General features: G+C 52.8%; 11 protein-coding genes and 1 pseudogene. 5 read left to right on the forward strand and 7 right to left on the reverse strand.

The features are described from left to right. Window position 1: 1 nt before the first annotated feature. The 3 genes from glgC to glgB are packed head-to-tail and all read right to left on the reverse strand — an operon-like array spanning window position 2 to window position 5,470. Window positions 2-1,279 carry a glucose-1-phosphate adenylyltransferase gene (gene glgC, locus E2566_RS19865; protein ID WP_107168944.1) on the reverse strand — a complete coding sequence of 426 codons (1,278 nt, stop codon included), beginning with the start codon at window positions 1,277-1,279 and terminating at the stop codon, window positions 2-4. Window positions 1,280-1,315: 36 nt separating this feature from the next. Continuing rightward, complete coding sequence (gene glgX / locus E2566_RS19870; protein WP_107168945.1) at window positions 1,316-3,292, reverse strand: glycogen debranching protein GlgX; 1,977 nt, start codon at window positions 3,290-3,292, stop codon at window positions 1,316-1,318. Further along, on the reverse strand, window positions 3,293-5,470 hold the full coding sequence (gene glgB / locus E2566_RS19875; RefSeq protein WP_107168946.1) for a 1,4-alpha-glucan branching enzyme: 2,178 nt from the start codon (window positions 5,468-5,470) through the stop codon (window positions 3,293-3,295). A gap of 368 nt (window positions 5,471-5,838) precedes the next feature. On the opposite strand from glgB, the gene E2566_RS19880 reads away from it, so the two are divergent. Then, window positions 5,839-7,557 (forward strand): sensor histidine kinase, encoded by a 1,719-nt coding sequence (locus E2566_RS19880; RefSeq protein ID WP_107168947.1) that lies wholly within the window; start codon window positions 5,839-5,841, stop codon window positions 7,555-7,557. Between the two features lie 83 nt (window positions 7,558-7,640). Further along, window positions 7,641-8,132, forward strand: a complete 492-nt coding sequence (locus tag E2566_RS19885; protein WP_107168948.1) for a hypothetical protein — start codon at window positions 7,641-7,643, stop codon at window positions 8,130-8,132. A gap of 153 nt (window positions 8,133-8,285) precedes the next feature. Here the strand turns inward: E2566_RS19885 and asd are convergent, their stop codons facing one another. Continuing rightward, the gene (asd, locus tag E2566_RS19890; protein ID WP_107168949.1) at window positions 8,286-9,389 is read right to left on the reverse strand and encodes an aspartate-semialdehyde dehydrogenase; all 1,104 of its coding nucleotides are present in this window, start codon (window positions 9,387-9,389) and stop codon (window positions 8,286-8,288) included. 291 nt (window positions 9,390-9,680) lie between these two features. Here asd and E2566_RS19895 point away from each other — a divergent pair, with 291 nt between their 5' ends. Beyond that, complete coding sequence (locus E2566_RS19895) at window positions 9,681-10,274, forward strand: YhgN family NAAT transporter (protein WP_107168950.1); 594 nt, start codon at window positions 9,681-9,683, stop codon at window positions 10,272-10,274. Window positions 10,275-10,596: 322 nt separating this feature from the next. Further along, window positions 10,597-11,585, forward strand: a pseudogene (locus E2566_RS19900) (IS110 family RNA-guided transposase). A gap of 249 nt (window positions 11,586-11,834) precedes the next feature. Here the strand turns inward: E2566_RS19900 and E2566_RS19905 are convergent. Beyond that, on the reverse strand, window positions 11,835-13,211 hold the full coding sequence (locus E2566_RS19905; protein WP_107171088.1) for a GntP family permease: 1,377 nt from the start codon (window positions 13,209-13,211) through the stop codon (window positions 11,835-11,837). 158 nt (window positions 13,212-13,369) lie between these two features. Here E2566_RS19905 and E2566_RS19910 point away from each other — a divergent pair, with 158 nt between their 5' ends. Then, complete coding sequence (locus E2566_RS19910) at window positions 13,370-13,882, forward strand: gluconokinase (protein WP_107171087.1); 513 nt, start codon at window positions 13,370-13,372, stop codon at window positions 13,880-13,882. Window positions 13,883-13,891: 9 nt separating this feature from the next. Here the strand turns inward: E2566_RS19910 and gntR are convergent, their stop codons facing one another. Together gntR and E2566_RS19920 are read right to left on the reverse strand one after the other, a co-directional pair. Beyond that, complete coding sequence (gntR, locus tag E2566_RS19915) at window positions 13,892-14,887, reverse strand: gluconate operon transcriptional repressor GntR (protein WP_107171089.1); 996 nt, start codon at window positions 14,885-14,887, stop codon at window positions 13,892-13,894. Between the two features lie 78 nt (window positions 14,888-14,965). After that, a complete protein-coding gene (locus E2566_RS19920; RefSeq protein ID WP_107171086.1) occupies window positions 14,966-16,921 on the reverse strand; it encodes a glycoside hydrolase family 3 protein in 1,956 nt (651 codons plus the stop codon). Window positions 16,922-17,098: the final 177 nt, after the last annotated feature.

Below are 17,098 nucleotides of genomic sequence, written 5' to 3' on the forward strand. Positions count from 1 at the left end.
TTTACAGCTTTTCCAACATCGATCGCGTGACCAGTACGATCCCTTCCTCCGACCGGTAAAAACGGCGGCTATCCTCTTCCGCGTTTTCACCAATCACCATGCCTTCCGGCAAGTGGCAGGCACGGTCAATCACGCAACGGCGTAAACGACAGGAGCGTCCCACGTTGACATCCGGCAGGATCACCGTCGAATCGATACTACAAAATGAATTGACCCGCACACGCGGGAACAACACCGAATGCGTGACAACCGAACCGGAAACGATGCAGCCCCCCGATACCAGCGAGTTCATCGTCATGCCATGGCTGCCAGAGCGGTCCTGAACAAATTTAGCTGGCGGCAGCGATTCAATAGCGGAACGAATCGGCCAATGCCGATCGTACACATCCAATTCCGGCGTGACGGACGCCAGATCGAGATTGGCGCGCCAGTAAGCTTCCAGCGTGCCGACATCCCGCCAATACTGGTGCTCATCTTCACCCGACGTGACGCACGACAGAGTAAAAGGGTGCGCCCAGGCCAGACGCTGCGAGACGATCTTCGGGATCAGATCCTGACCAAAATCGTGGTTAGAGTCCGGCGCATTGCGATCCGCTTCCAACAATTGATAAAGATAGTCCGCATTAAAAACATAGATCCCCATGCTCGCGAGCGCCATGTCGGGGTTATCCGGCATCGGTGTCGGGTTATCCGGTTTTTCGGAAAAATCGAGGATGCGATGCTGTTTATCCACGCTCATGACGCCAAAGGCATTGGCTTCTTCCAGCGGCACAGGCAGGCAGGCGACTGTACACTCTGCCCCCTTCTCCACGTGATCAATCAGCATCCGTGAGTAGTCCATCTTGTAGATGTGATCGCCCGCGAGGATCACCACATACTCCGCACGGTAGCGCCGAATAATGTCGAGATTCTGACAAACGGCATCTGCGGTTCCCCGATACCAATGATCGGTAGAATGGCGTTGCTGTGCGGGAAGCAGATCGACAAACTCGTTCATTTCCGCATTCAAAAACGACCAGCCGCGCTGAATGTGTTGCACCAGCGTATGCGACTGATATTGCGTAATCACACCAATACGGCGGATGCCGGAGTTCAGACAGTTGGACAGCGCGAAATCAATAATGCGAAATTTGCCGCCAAAATGGACGGCAGGCTTGGCGCGCAATGCCGTCAGCCCTTTCAGTCGCGTTCCACGGCCTCCTGCCAAAATTAATGCCACGGATTTCAGAGGGAGCTGTCTTGCCAACATCAGAGGGTCATGCTTATCGTTGTTCACCATGGCTATCTCCTGATTATTCTTTTTAATGGCTTGCGCTTAGGCGGTCTGTTTTATCAAGACGCATACCGCCTGCGCGTGTCCGTGCCAAATTCCGCCTTCAGGCGGGTTCGTCTCATCAAACGGCGGTGAAACCTGCCAGTGGCCTTCTGGCAAAATGAACGTTCCGGCATGCAGACTGGCGTTAACCAGCACAAGCCAATGACCGGAAAGTAAAATCTGTAGCTGATGCTCCCCGTGCTCCCACTGCTGCGGCGTTAAAGGCTGCCCTTCTCGGTTCAGCCACTGCACCGCGCCATCCCCTTCCTGCCACCACGTTTCCTGCTGTAATGCCGGGATTGTGCTGCGCAGTTGGATCAACCCAGCGACAAATTCACGCAAGCCACGATCTGCATTTTTCCAGTGCAGCCAGGTCAATTCATTATCTTGGCAGTAGGCGTTGTTGTTGCCCTGCTGGCTGTGCCCCAGTTCATCGCCCGCCAGCAGCATTGGTGTACCCTGCGACAAAATCAGCGTCGTCAGCAGCGCCTTCTGGCTAGCCAGCCGGCGTTGACGAATGTCGTCATCGGCTTCTAACCCTTCCGTGCCATGGTTGTTGCTGAAGTTACTGTCCGTGCCGTCACGGTTACCTTCACCGTTCGCGTCGTTATGCTTGTGGTTGAAACTCACCAGATCGCGCAGCGTAAAACCGTCATGCGCCGTCAGTTTGTTGATAGAGGCGTAAGGCAGGCGATCGCGCTGCTGGAAGATGTCGCTGGAGGCGGCAAAACGGCAGGCAAATGCGCCGAGAGAAATATCACCATGCAGCCAAAAGCGGCGCATGTCGTCACGATAGCGATCGCTCCACTCGGCAAACGGCGTCGGGAACTGACCCAGTTGATAGCCGCCATGCCCGATATCCCACGGCTCAGCGATCAGCTTGCAGCCCTGTAAGCGACTATCGTTTTTCATCGCGGACAGCAGCGGTGCGGCAGCGGTAAAATCTGGGGTACGCCCCAGTACCGTTGCCAGATCGAAGCGGAAACCGTCAACGTGGCAGACTTCACGCCAGAAGCGCAGACAGTCCATCACCCAGTCAATCACCGCAGGGTGATTCAGGCGCAGCACATTGCCGCAGCCGGTCCAGTTATGGTATTCGCCGTTGTCATCCAGCCAGTAATAGCTGCGGTTATCGATGCCGCGCTGGCATAACGTGGGACCTTCGACATCCAGTTCTGCACTATGGTTGAATACCACATCCAGAATGACCTCGATCCCCGCGTGATGCAGCGCTTTCACCGCATCGCGAAATTCATTCAGCGCGTCGTCACCCGCAGCCAGACTGTTATCCACCGCGAACGGCAGCAGCACGTTATAGCCCCAGTAGTTACGCAGCCCCAATTGCTGAAGCCGCGGTTCATCGGCATGTTGTTGCACAGGAAGCAGTTCCAGCGCCGTCACGCCCAGCGACGTCAGATAGTCAATCATCACTGGATGGCCTAACGCCGCATAGCTACCGCGAATATCCTCGGGGATATCAGGGTGCAGTTGCGTCAGCCCGCGAACGTGTGCCTCATAAATCACCGTCCGGCTCCAGGGGGTTTGCGGATGCTGGTCATTCTGCCAGTCGTAATCCTCCGTCGTGACCACGCACTTCGCCATGATGTCAGCGCTATCGCGTTCATCTCGCTGGTCAATCCCGCCTTGCAGGCAAGCGTCATCCACCACCCAGCCATCAAGCTGACGAGCGCACGGATCTAACAGCAGTTTATGCGGATTGAAGCGTAAACCCTGTGACGGCTCGAACGGCCCATCGACCCGAAAACCGTAGCGTAAGCCGGGCTGTGCATCAGGGAGATAACCGTGCCAAATATCACCGCTGCGCGCGGTCAGTTCGATGCGCTGTTCCTGCTGGCGTTCATCAAATATGCACAGCTCAACCCGCTCGGCATCCGCCGAAAACAACGCGAAATTCACGCCGCTGCCGTCAAAACTCGCCCCCAGCGGCGTCGGTTTGCCCGTCTGCAATTCCGCCATTTACACCTCCTTCACCAGATACAGCGTGGCAAGCGGCGGAATGGTCAGCACGAGAGAATGTTGACGCTGATGGCTGCCCCACTCCTCACTGTAAATCGTCCCAACATTGCCCAAATCGCTACCGTTGTAGTGAACAGAATCGGTGTTGATGGCCTCTCGCCAACCGCCGGGCTGGTTGATGCCAATCCGATAGCCGTAACGTGGCACTGGCGTAAAGTTGCTGACCACCAGCACTTCATTGCCCTGTTCATCACGTCGGACAAAGGCAAAGACCGAGTTTTCTCGGTCATCTACCACCAGCCATTCAAAGCCCTGCGGCTGAAAATCCAACTGATACAGCGGCGGCTGCTGGCGATAGCAGTGGTTAAGGTCGCGCACCAGCGTCTGCACGCCGCGGTGCCACCCTTCCGGCTCATCCAGCAGATGCCAGTCCAAACTGGCGTCGTGGTTCCATTCACGTCCCTGCGCAAATTCGCCCCCCATAAACAACAGTTTCTTACCGGGATAGGCCCACATAAAACCGTAATAGGCGCGTAAATTGGCAAATTTCTGCCAGACATCGCCGGGCATGCGATCCAGCAGCGAGCGCTTACCGTGTACCACTTCATCGTGAGACAGCGGCAGCACGAAATTCTCGCTATAGGCGTACAACATGCCGAATGTCAGCAAATCGTGATGGTATTTGCGGTGAACCGGATCGTGCTGCATATAGGCCAGCGTGTCGTGCATCCAGCCCATATTCCACTTGTAATGAAACCCTAACCCGTTGCAATCCGGCGGCAGCGTAACGCCCGGATAATCGGTCGACTCTTCAGCCAGCGTGATCGCCGCAGGCGCGGCATGACCCAGCGTGTGGTTGGTGTAACGCAGAAACGCAATCGCTTCGAGGTTCTCTTTACCACCGTAATGATTCGGCACCCACTCGCCTTCACTGCGGCTGTAGTCGCGATAAATCATGGAGGCCACGGCGTCTACCCGCAGCCCGTCGATGCCATAGCGTTCCATCCAGAACAGCGCGTTACCCGCCAGATAGTTACGCACCTCATGACGGCCATAGTTATAAATCAGCGTATTCCAATCCTGATGATAGCCTTCACGCGGATCGGCGTATTCATACAGCGCGGTGCCGTCAAACTGTGCTAAACCGTATTCGTCACCGGGAAAATGCCCCGGCACCCAGTCCAGCAAGACGTTGATGCCCGCATCATGGAGCGCATCAACAAACGCTCTGAATTCCGGCGCCGTGCCGAAGCGACGCGTTGGCGCATATAGACCCAGCGGCTGATAGCCCCAACTGCCGTCAAACGGGTGTTCGTTAATCGGCATCAGTTCCACATGCGTGAAACCCATGTACTGCACATAATCAATCAGTTGCTTCGCCAGTTCCTGATAGCTCAGCCAGAAATTGTTATCCGTATGCCGTCGCCAGGAACCGAGGTGGACTTCATAAATAGAGATAGGGGAACGCAGGCCATTCGCCTCACGGCGAGCCTCGTTGGTCGGGACTTTCTCAGGCAGCGGCGTAATCAGCGAGGCGGTATCCGGGCGCATCTGCGCTTCAAACGCATAAGGATCGGCCTTCAGCCGGACGCTACCGTGGCTGTCGATCATTTCATATTTGTAGAGCTGCCCCGCTTTCACATCGGGCAGAAACAACTCCCAAATGCCATTCTCCCTACGCAGCCGCATCGGGTGTCGGCGACCATCCCAAAAGTTGAATTCTCCCACCACCGAAACACGCTGCGCATTGGGTGCCCACACGGCAAAGCGCGTACCTTCGACCCCATCCAGCGTTTCCAGATGTGCGCCTAATCGTTCGTAAGGTCGCAGGTGGGTGCCTTCGGCCAGCAACCAAATATCCATATCCTGCAACAACGGGCCAAAACGATAAGGATCTTCAATTACCCAGGTTTCTTCACGCCAGGTCACAGCCAATTGATAGTGAAAAGCATTTTTCCGGCGTGGCACTAGACCACAAAAAAAACCGCGCTCGTCTATACGTTCTAGTTCGACAATTTTTCGCCCATTGCTGGCATCAACAACCCACGCTGCCTGCGCATCCGGCAGCAATGCTCGAACTTCAAGACCTTCGGAGGAATGATGCATACCTAACAGCGAAAATGGATCGGCATAATGCCCGGAAATAAGTGAATTAATCGCATCAGAAAACGCTGACATGGTATTCATCCTTTGATTAACCATTTGAATTAAATAAATAAGCGCTATAAAACGTTATGTGGCGCTTATATTTTTCCCAAACTTTATTTTCGATAAAACTCAATAAAAATAATGAGTTATTAGCTTGCTAACGAATAACGGCGACATGTAAAAATAATGAATACTATGAAAGGGTTCTCGCACTACGCCCCTTCATTTAGCGTAGTCAAAGAACGGAGAAATAACCGAGAACTGATCAAATTTTTCCGTTTATATTTATATGAATAAGTTATGACACAGAGCAATTAGCATTTTTCGTTCAAAGAACGATTCGTCCGCGAGTAAAAAGCAGTACAATTTGGCGGATTTTGAATGACGAGACACCGACCATGGTTAGCCAGATTGATCTGATTCTTTCCCTATTACAGCAGATGTGTGTTTATCTGGTGATCGCTTATTTGCTCAGTAAAACACCGCTATTTATCCCGCTGATGCAGGTCACCATTCGTCTGCCACACAAGCTGGTCTGCTATCTGGTTTTCTCCGTGTTTTGCATTATGGGAACCTACTTCGGCTTGCATATAGACGATTCTATTGCCAATACCCGCGCGACGGGCGCCGTGCTCGGCGGCATGTTGGGTGGCCCTTCAGTGGGCTTTCTCGTCGGGTTAACGGGCGGGTTACACCGCTATTCCATGGGTGGCATGACCGCACTGGCCTGTATGCTATCGACTATTGCCGAAGGACTGCTCGGCGGGCTGCTACATCGCTATCTGGCACGCCGCAACCGTATCGATTTGCTCTTTAAGCCCCTCGTCGTCGGCCTGACCGCACTGGTTGCAGAGATACTGCAAATGGCGATTATTCTGCTGGTCGCCCGCCCCTTTGATAATGCCGCTGAACTGGTGAGAGACATTGCACTACCGATGATGATCACCAATACCATTGGTTCTGCCATGTTCATGCGTATCTTGCTCGACCGACGCGCTATTTTTGAAAAATATACCTCTGCATTTTCCGCCAAGGCGCTGCAAATCGCTGCCCGCGCCGAAGGGGCGCTGCGTCAGGGGTTCAACCCACAAAACAGTATGCGTGTTGCCCGTATTTTGTATGAAGAACTGGGTGTGGGAGCTGTAGCCATTACCGATCGCGACAAATTACTGGCGTTTATCGGGCTGGGCGATGACCACCACAACGTCGGAGCACCCATTACGTCATCACACACGCGCCGGGCGATAGACAATAATCAGGTGGTGTACGCCGATGGTAACGAGGTGTCTTACACCTGTTCGGTGTCGTCGCACTGCAAGCTAGGTTCCACGCTGGTGATCCCACTGCGTGGCGAAGATCAGCGCGTTGTCGGCACGATCAAGCTTTATGAACCCAAAAACAAGCTATTTTCCAGTATTAACCGTACGCTAGGAGAAGGGATCGCCCACCTGCTTTCCGCACAGATTCTAACAGGCCGCTTTGAACAGCAGAAACAACTGCTGGCACAGTCAGAAATCAAGCTACTGCATGCACAGGTCAACCCGCATTTTCTATTCAACGCACTGAACACGCTGTCCGCCGTGATACGACGCAATCCCGACCACGCCCGCCAGTTAGTGCTATCTCTGTCGACGTTTTTCCGTAAAAACCTTAAGCGGAGTAACGATGAAGTGTCGCTCAATGACGAGCTGGAGCACGTTAACGCCTATCTGGAAATCGAAAAAGCACGCTTTGCCGATCACCTGACGGTAGAGATTTCTCTGCCAGAAGCGCTGCGTGAGGCTAGATTACCGGCGTTCTCTCTACAGCCGATTGTCGAAAATGCGATTAAGCACGGCACCTCGCAGATGATTGAACACGGGCACATCCACATTAGCGGACGTCTGCACGCCAACACGCTAGAGCTGTCAGTGGAAGATAACGCGGGTACCTATCAACCCCGCAGCGGTGGCGATGGGCTAGGCATGAACCTGGTCGATCGCCGCATCAAAGCACGCTATGGCAACCGCTATGGCATCACGGTAGTCAGCGAAGCGGATAAATTCACCCGGGTCGAAGTACGCGTCCCACTGATCTCACCCCGCCAGGTATTGGAGCAGCTTGATAGCGTAGCGTGACAGGGAAATAAAGGCGTTGTGGGTTGAATAGTTGAATGCCATGACGACAGAGCAAAATAAGTTTAACAATACAAGGAATCGTTATGACCGATACCGCACTTTATGCTGCATTTGAACAGGCAGTGCCCGGATTTTCAGCACGAGATATCATTACGCCAGCATTAGATCAGTCGCATGGTGAATATGCGCAGATCTATTGGCTGGATGATTTATTGGGGGAAGATTTTCTTTGTTATATCGAATGGAAAGAATTTGATCTTCGGGCTCTGGAGGCGTTAATTCCTATTAAGCAAGCAGGGGTCGCGTTATCAGTGGACAGTTTGTTTGACGAACAGGGTTTTCCAATCGGAGACATCACTCCTGAAGAGTTCTTCTATGATGCATCCGGTTTTTTCCTGCCAGTGTTACAGCAACAGCTACAACAATCCGAATTGCAGTTGCTTGAAGTTGGATTACTTCAGAACGGCGACGTCTATTTGCATGAAAATCCACGTTTTATCTGCACCACGACGGCTAACGACAACGTGGAACAGTTGAACCAGTGTCTGCAACAAAGAGGCTTGGTCCTTTGCTGAAAATGTCAGTGAGTGATACACGCCTTGGACGCTGGCCGTTCTGAAATACCCAGCCCGTCGCGGTTCTCGAAAATATACGAGTGAAGAAATACGAGTAGAAACTGGCGCAACACCGACCGATGTTGCGCCAGCAAGATCACTACATCGAGATAACTACAGCAGGATGCGCAGCATACGGCGCAGCGGTTCAGCGGCTCCCCACAGCAGCTGATCGCCGACCGTAAAGGCGGACAGGTATTCCGGCCCCATGTTCAGCTTACGCAGACGGCCTACCGGCGTAGAAAGCGTACCCGTTACCGCAGCAGGCGTCAGCTCACGCATGGTAATGTCGCGATCGTTCGGCACCACTTTCACCCAGTCGTTGTGGGTAGCCAGCAGTTGTTCGATCTCCGGCAGTGCCACATCTTTCTTCAGTTTGATAGTGAACGCCTGGCTGTGGCAGCGCAGCGCGCCAACGCGCACGCAGAGGCCGTCAACCGGAATCACGCCGCTAGTACCCAGAATTTTGTTGGTTTCCGCCTGACCTTTCCACTCTTCACGGCTCTGGCCGTTATCCAGCTGTTTGTCGATCCACGGAATCAGACTACCCGCCAACGGCACGCCAAAGTTATCAGTCGGCAGCGAACCGCTACGGGTCAGCGCTGTCACTTTACGCTCGATATCCAGAATCGCAGAAGCCGGGTCCTGTAATTCTTTCGCGACTTCACCGTGCAGTGCCCCCATCTGAGCCAGCAGTTCACGCATGTGACGCGCACCGCCGCCAGACGCCGCCTGATAGGTCGCAGCAGAAACCCATTCCACCAGATTGTTCGCAAACAAACCGCCCAATGACATCAGCATCAGGCTGACGGTACAGTTACCGCCCGCAAAGGTTTTGATGCCTTTATCCAGACCTTGCTGAATCACACCGTGGTTCACTGGGTCCAGAATAATAATCGCGTCATCTTTCATACGCAGCGAGGATGCGGCGTCGATCCAATACCCCTGCCAGCCACTTTCACGCAGCTTTGGGTAGACTTCATTGGTATAATCGCCGCCCTGACAGGTAATGATGATGTCCAGCGCGCGCAGTGCTTCGATATTATAAGCATCCTGCAACACGCCTTGATGACCGCCCAACGCCGGAGCAGCTTCGCCGTGCTGAGACGTTGAAAAGAACACCGGGTGAATAACATCAAAGTCGCGTTCTTCCACCATGCGCTGCATGAGAACCGAGCCGACCATACCGCGCCAGCCAATAAAACCAACATTTTTCATGGTAACTGTCCTGCTTTGGGGGTAACAAAAAAGAATTCCGGCTAACGTCGAGGGCGCATAGTTAGTGCTGACTCAGTGAACTGCCGCAGAGGTTGCGCGTGCCGTGCCGTAAATCTGTAAATTATCGTGTCGTTCAACCTTACAAAATGTACATAAAGTCGCAAGTGAATTTATTCGATAGTACGGCATTTTTCAGCAGTCATTCTAATATCATCAACCTGACTCACGATAAGAACCGCGACCAATACATCATATCGCTGCCACCGTCAGGTAACAGGAGCAATAACCAACATGACAGAAATGATCTCCGCAACGGTGCTGCTGTTGCTCATTATGGACCCACTCGGCAACTTGCCCATTTTCATGTCCGTACTCAAGCACCTCGATCCCAAACGCCGACGTGTGGTGCTGATCCGCGAGATGCTGATTGCACTTGGGCTGATGCTGATTTTCCTGTTTGCTGGCGAACACATTCTGGCGTTCCTGAATCTGCGTACTGAAACCGTGTCCATTTCCGGCGGTATCGTCCTCTTTCTCATCGCGATTCGGATGATTTTCCCCTCGCAGGAAGGCAATAGCAGCGGTCTGCCAGCCGGCGAAGAACCGTTTCTGGTGCCGATGGCGATTCCATTGGTCGCCGGGCCGTCGATCCTCGCGGCATTGATGCTCCTTTCTCACCAGTATCCCAATCAGTTACCCCACCTGACGCTGGCATTGTTTATCGCCTGGACGATCTCCTTCATCATCCTGCTGCTGTCAGATGTGTTCTTACGTTTATTGGGTGAAAAAGGCGTGAGCGCGCTGGAGAAATTGATGGGGCTGATTCTGGTGATGCTGTCGACGCAAATGTTCCTCGACGGCATACGTGCGTACATGAAGTTATAGGTGCGTCATTCTCGCCTGTGTCTTAGTCACATTTTATGCCGACTAAGAGGTGGTTTCGTGCGCGATAATACCGCAATTTCCATGCTACCCCGTAGCACGCGCCCGACGCAGGGCGCTTGTATCTTTCTCATGTAGTGATTAGCTATCACTACATGAAACAGAGTGAGCTTCCGCAGGGCGCTAAGGCTATCAACCTTGCGATTGAGTTTAAGCCCTCTGTTTCACCTTTCACGCCAGCATTAACATTGAACGGTTACCTAGAGCACTGACTCTGAATGTACAAGCGGAACGGGCGTGACGGCTTCAGTGAAAGGGGGACATTATGTATTACATCGGCATTGATATCAGTAAACGTTTTATCGATGTGTGCTTATTGGTTGATGGCATTAAAGGTAAACGGAAGACGAAAGTTTTACCCAATGACCCCAACTCAGCACAGGCTTTGGCTCGATGGTTAATCCTGCAAAAATGTGACCCGAGTCAGGCTCATATCATCATGGAAGCCACTGGGATTTATCACGAACACCTGGCCTATGGTCTCCATCAGGCTGGTATTCTGGTGTCCGTGATAAACCCGCATCGGGTGCGTGAATTCGCCAAAGGAATGGGGATATTGACTAAAACGGATAAGGTTGATGCTTATGTGCTTGCCTGTTATGGCTGCCTGAAACAACCAGAAAACTGGCTCCCGCCTCTCAAGAAATAAGGAAACTCAAAGTCTTGTTACAGCACAGGGATAGTCTGCTGAATGATAAACAACGCATAGAAAATCGACTGAGCACGTTAAAATCCACCACGGCCCCAGAAGAAGTCCTGACCTCGCTGGAGTCGATTGAGCGAAATTTGAAGAATGAGCTGGCAAGGATTGAACGCCTGATAGCGGAGCATATAGATAAGCATCCTGGGCTAAAAAATGACCTGAAACTTCTGCAATCGATTGATGGAGTTGGAGAGCAAATCGGGTGGAATATGTTAGCCATCATCCGGGGCAATAACTTCAGGAGCGCGGAACAGGTGGCGGCGTACCTGGGAGTTATCCCGGTTGAACATCGTTCAGGCACCTCGGTGTGTGGCAGGGCCAGACTGTCGAAAATAGGTCCGCCGGGTATCCGGGCAAAACTGTATATGGGAGCCATAGCGGCTATCAGTTGGAACAGTCATGTGAAAGCCCTCTATGAAAGACTGCGGCTAAAAGGAAAAGCGAAGATGGTGGCGATAGGGGCGGCGATGAGGAAACTGGTTCATCTGTGTTATGGCGTGCTGCATACGCAGCGGCCATATGACAAAAATTATGCGATGACGCCCCATTAAAATGCTTGACCGGCAACACGGTTACTCAGTCGCCGCCGCCCTGCGAACCCAGGCTTCCGGCTAAATCATGCCGCTACGCGGTGCCATCGGCGTTCATGATCACCCTTCGAGCCGCCAGTGACGCGTTCCATACGCGGCACTGGCTTTCGCGACGTCCTGTCGCTCACTCGGTGCTCATGATCACCGCTGCATAATTTTTACGCCGGATTAATGTCAAAACCCTCCCTTGTAAGAGGGGGGTTAAACACATTAGAGCAAAATACTACCAATCACCGCCAGCAAGAAGGCGATGGTGCCGAGCAGCGTTTCCATCACCGTCCAGGTTTTCAGGGTTGTTTTCTCATCCATTTCGAGGAAGCGGCTCACCAGCCAGAAGCCAGAGTCGTTCACATGCGACAGCACGGTCGCACCACCCGCAATCGCCACCACAATAAAGCACAGATCAAACTGGCTTAAGCCCGTGGTCGCCGCCACGGTGGGTGCCATCAGCGCCGCCGTCGTCGTCAATGCCACCGTCGCCGAACCCTGCGCCACACGCAGTGCAGCAGACACGACAAACGCGGCCACAATCACTGGCATCCCCGTATCCGCCAAGGCACCCGCCAACGCGTTACCAATGCCGCTGGCGCGCAATACACCACCGAACATTCCGCCCGCGCCAGTGACCAGAATAATCGAACAAATCGGTCCTAATGCCCCATCACAAATTTTCTCAAGGTGTGAGCGGCTCTTATCGCCACTAAAGACCATCAACGCAAAGAACACCGTGATCAGTAATGCAACTGGCGTTTTACCCAACATGCGTAAGAACTGCACCAAGCCGTTATCACCGCTCACTACCCCCATCACCGTTAGCGTATTCAGCCCGGTATCGAGAAAAATCAGCACTAATGGCAGCAGCAGAATACTCAACACCACGGAAAAGCGTGGTGGTTTAACGCTCGTATCGGTTTCAACCGCAGACAAGAAGCTTGCAGGCAGCTTGATATCGAATTTTTTACCGGCGTATAACCCATAGAGATAGCCGCCGAAATACCAGGTGGGTAACGCAATAAGGCCACCAATAATCACTAACAGGCCGATATTGGCACCCAGTAACTCACTGGCCGCAACCGGACCGGGATGCGGCGGCACCAAAGCGTGCATGGCAGCAAAAGCACCCGCCGCGGGAAAGGCATATTTTAATGTTGAGCCGCCAAAGCGTTTCGCCACGCTGAAAATAATCGGCAACATCACAACCAGACCGGCGTCGAAGAAAATCGGGAAGCCAAACAGCAGCGACGCAATACCCAGCGCAAAGGGAGCACGCTGCTCGCCGAATTTGTTGATCAGCGTATCGGCCAAAACCTTCGCGCCACCAGTAACTTCCAGCAGCCGGCCAATCATTGCCCCCAGACCAACCAGCAGAGCAACAGAAGCCAGCGTACTACCAAAACCACTAAGTAATGTTGGGACAATCTTCTCATATGGAGTTTTTGTCACCAGCGCAGTGACCAGACTTACCAGTGTCAAAGCCAAAAAAGCATGCACTTTAAAGCGCATAATCAACACCAGTAACAGTGCGACCGCGCCTGCGGCGATGGTTAATAGCACACTGGCGCTATAGGCGGATGTTATTTCTGTCATCGTTAATCATCTCTCTTAGACACCGGGCCAAAATTGGCTGATTGTTTGTGAGGCGTATCACATCATCATTTGATACCGGTAACATGATACGGGTAACATGTTAAAGTCTGGAACCATTAAGTATCATTTAATTTACAGTTTGAGATAGAGATCAAATTATGTCAGGTCGAAGCATTATTCTGATGGGCGTATCAGGCAGTGGAAAATCCTCAGTTGGCGCTGAACTTGGCCGCGCCATTCAGGCAAAATTTATTGATGGCGACGATCTGCATCCGCGCGCCAATATCCAGAAAATGGCCAGCGGTACGCCGTTGAATGACGACGACCGCGCACCGTGGCTGGAGCGGCTCAGCGATGTCGCCTACAGCCTGGCGCACAAAAATGAAACGGGCATTATCGTCTGTTCCGCGCTGAAAAAGCGTTACCGCGACCGCCTGCGCGAAGGGAACGAAAAGATGGTGTTTATCTATTTGAAAGGCAGCTTTGAACTGGTTCTGGAGCGTCACAAAGCCAGAGCGGGACACTTTATGCCAACAGACCTGCTGAAAAGCCAGTTCGATGCACTGGAAGAACCAGGCAGTGATGAACCGGATGTCCTGAAGATCGACATCGACGGCACGCGGGAAGACGTTGTGCAGCGTTGCGTTGACGCACTGCGTGCAGCAGGCTAACGTCGCGGCTTAGAGGCTTTCGCCATCCAGCACGGTAAAACCGACATCAACCATTTCCTGCTCCACCGGCTCGCCTCTCAGGCGGGCCAGCAGGCGTTCGGTGCCGACGCGCCCCATGTGTTCACGCGGCGTCAGTACGCTAGCCAGCTTCGGCACCATCGCTTGACCAATGTCGTGCCCGTGGAAACCCGCTACGCCAATGTCATCTGGCACGCGTAACCCCTGCCGCTGACATTCGAACATCGCACCGACGGCTAAGTCGTCATTGGTGCAAAATACGCTATCGACCTGCGGATATTCCGCCTGCGTCTGCCGCAGTAGCTCACCGCCAAGCGAATAGGAAGATGCCCGCTCGCTCATCACGCAATAACTTTTGAGATCGCTTTCCAACATCGCTTGTTCGTAACCTCGGCAACGCATAATCGTACGTTCATCCTGTCGCGCGCCGAGATAGACGATGTGACGATGCCCCAGCGCGACCATACGCAACGTCATCTGGCGCGCGGCTTCAACGTTATCGAACCCGACCGCCATATCCAGACAAGGCGACACAGAATCCATCAGTTCCACCACCGGAATACCCGCAACATCCAGCATCTGGCGCGTTCGCGGCGTGTGGGTGCGTTCGGCCAGAATAAGCCCGTCAATGTGATAGGACAGCAGTGAGGTCAGGCGCTGTTCTTCTCTGTCAGGATGATAGCCATAGTGCGCCAACATAGTTTGGTAACCGTGCGCTTCCGCCGTACGTTCAATTCCACGCAATACTTCAGCGAAAACCTGATTGGTTAATGATGGCAGCAACACGCCAATCGCCCGGCTGGTCGAACTGGCGAGCATGTTAGGGGCGAGATTAGGGATGTAGCCCAGCTCATCCAACGCAATGGCGATCTTTGCCTGCAACGCGACCGACACTTGAGCGGGATTACGTAAATAGCGGCTTACCGTCATTTTGGTAATCCCAACGCGGTCGGCAACATCCTGGAGAACGGGTCTTTTCTTCTTCATCATCGACTAAAAGCGTCTGAAAAACAGTGCCCTAAGTCTAGCAAAAAAAGCCCGTCGAGGCTCCCCCAGAGACACGTTTTACTGTAGCCCAAAGCCGGAAAAATAGAGCGGTGCGGGCGAATCATGCGGTATATCGCCGCGTTGCTGTTCCACTGCCTTCATCGAAGAGGGCAATTCAAACGGCAAACGGGCAGTGTAGCGCCGCTCATGCATCAGAGAACGCAGCAGGATCGTATCACTGACGCCAAAGTTAGCCACCAGAACACTGGCCTTATCTTCAATCGCGGTCAAGATAGCCGGGCGATCAAGATAAACCGTCACGATCGTTGGCACATAGCGAGCCGCATTCACAATTGCTTGATACTGTTCATTATCTTGGCGGAAATCTAGCGCACCTTCATGGTACATCGCGCCAAAAAAGAAATTCTTGTGCGGTTGCTCATACGGTGCCGTCGCTCGTATCAACGCCACATCGGCCTTGACGGGGTGATCAACAACAACCAGGCCAGCATTACGCACGACATCGGGATTCATTCCCCACACATAAATTTTCTTCCCCTTCTGCAACGGCAGAATTCCCTGTCGTTTTTTCAGCAACACTAACGCGTCATATTGCGCCTGTTCAGCTTGTGCCGTGATGGATGGGCGCTGGAACACCTGCTGCGTCCTTTCTGGATCGACAAACGGCACCTCGAATTGACCGAGCTGGAATTTTTGTTCCAAAATACGCAAGACCGATTGGTCAACGCGCTGCGGCGAAATCTTGCCTTGCTGCACCGCTTGCACAATGATGGAAGAGTCATCTACCCCACCAAATTGATCAATACCCGCGTCGATCGCTTTAACAAAGCGCTTAGCTTGAGATAAATGCTCAACGCCCCAAGGAATGCCAATATCAATACCGGGTTTCTCATTTTCTGGATATCCGGTAATACAGGTTCCGACGCAGTCTTTCGTAATGAGCCAATCGCTGATCACGACACCACGAAAACCATACTCACCACGCAGCACATCCTGTAGTAAGAAACGGTTAAAGCCGACGCCCACCTGCTCAATCGGCTGACCTTTATAGACCGCATCTTTCAAAATCGGGTAGGTAGGCATCACCCCCGCGACATTCGCTTCAAACGCGCCGGTAAACGGGTAAACATGCGTTTCCAGAGCGTCGCTATCGCCGAAAGAGGCAAAACGGCCATAGTAGTGGTGGCCATCAAAACCGTTATCCGACGCGCCGTATCCAACCCAATGTTTCACGACTGAACTCACGCTCTGCCGGTTTAATCCGCCCGCCCCATTTTGCATTCCCGTGATGTAGCCCCGCACCATGCGTTTGACCAGCTCACTATTATCACCAAACGTGCCATCAATACGTGACCAGCGCGGTTCTGTCACTAAATCAGCGATAGGTGACAATGCCTGAGTGATCCCCACCGAACGGTATTCCTGACGGATGATATCAGCATAATGACGAGCAAACGCTTCACTACCCATTGCGGCGATACCGGGGGGCGTCGGCCATTTGGAGAAACCATCAACAGTTGGGGTCGCATTCACTGAATAGGTATAGACACTGCGCGGATCGGCGCTGAGGGTTAACGGAATCCCCAGGCGGGACGATTCGGCGATTTCTTGCAGCAAATTATTCTGGCGAGCAAATTCTTCTGGTGTAGCCTTATCCAACCGCGTAATAAGGCTGTTGACCTTTTTATCCACAATCAGTCTGCGGTTAGCGGCCAGATCGTAGATTGCACCACGGCCGATGGCATCCCCAATAGACGGTGCGGAGCCATGCATCATGATGCCAGCCTTCTCATCCAGCGTCATTCTGGCCAGTAAATCACGGGCTCTCACCTCCGCAGTTAAGCGCCAGTCCTCATACGGTGCCAGTTTTCCATCATGGTTCAGGTCACGGAAGGTCAACCCATCCTGATGAATCAATTTGCTCCAGCGGTAGGTTAATTCAGGTTGTTCTGTCGTCGCACTCACTGGCAGCGCACTGCATAGAAGACACAACGACAATAATGCTTTGTTCATATCACCATCCATGAGTCAGAAGTAATGAATACCGAAAAATAGTTCGCTACATTCAGAACGACAGCGTTAAGGACTGTATGCAAAGCGCATCAATTAACAGGCATAAAAAAACCTAAACACACCAGCCAGTAGCCATCGTATACGGCACGATGCTGCCAGCTGGGACGTTTAGGTTTT

The organism is Pectobacterium punjabense, from assembly GCF_012427845.1.
GTDB classification, from domain to species: Bacteria; Pseudomonadota; Gammaproteobacteria; order Enterobacterales; family Enterobacteriaceae; genus Pectobacterium; species Pectobacterium punjabense.

Bases quoted from the DNA above. Each gene is read 5' to 3' on its own strand.
- glgB (WP_107168946.1), bottom strand. From the start codon at position 5,470: ATGTCAGCGTTTTCTGATGCGATTAATTCACTTATTTCCGGGCATTAT.
- E2566_RS19880 (WP_107168947.1), top strand. From the start codon at position 5,839: ATGGTTAGCCAGATTGATCTGATTCTTTCCCTATTACAGCAGATGTGT.
- glgX (WP_107168945.1), bottom strand. From the start codon at position 3,292: ATGGCGGAATTGCAGACGGGCAAACCGACGCCGCTGGGGGCGAGTTTT.
- asd (WP_107168949.1), bottom strand. From the start codon at position 9,389: ATGAAAAATGTTGGTTTTATTGGCTGGCGCGGTATGGTCGGCTCGGTT.
- gntR (WP_107171089.1), bottom strand. From the start codon at position 14,887: ATGAAGAAGAAAAGACCCGTTCTCCAGGATGTTGCCGACCGCGTTGGG.
- E2566_RS19920 (WP_107171086.1), bottom strand. From the start codon at position 16,921: ATGAACAAAGCATTATTGTCGTTGTGTCTTCTATGCAGTGCGCTGCCA.
- E2566_RS19885 (WP_107168948.1), top strand. From the start codon at position 7,641: ATGACCGATACCGCACTTTATGCTGCATTTGAACAGGCAGTGCCCGGA.
- glgC (WP_107168944.1), bottom strand. From the start codon at position 1,279: ATGGTGAACAACGATAAGCATGACCCTCTGATGTTGGCAAGACAGCTC.
- E2566_RS19910 (WP_107171087.1), top strand. From the start codon at position 13,370: ATGTCAGGTCGAAGCATTATTCTGATGGGCGTATCAGGCAGTGGAAAA.
- E2566_RS19895 (WP_107168950.1), top strand. From the start codon at position 9,681: ATGACAGAAATGATCTCCGCAACGGTGCTGCTGTTGCTCATTATGGAC.
- E2566_RS19905 (WP_107171088.1), bottom strand. From the start codon at position 13,211: ATGACAGAAATAACATCCGCCTATAGCGCCAGTGTGCTATTAACCATC.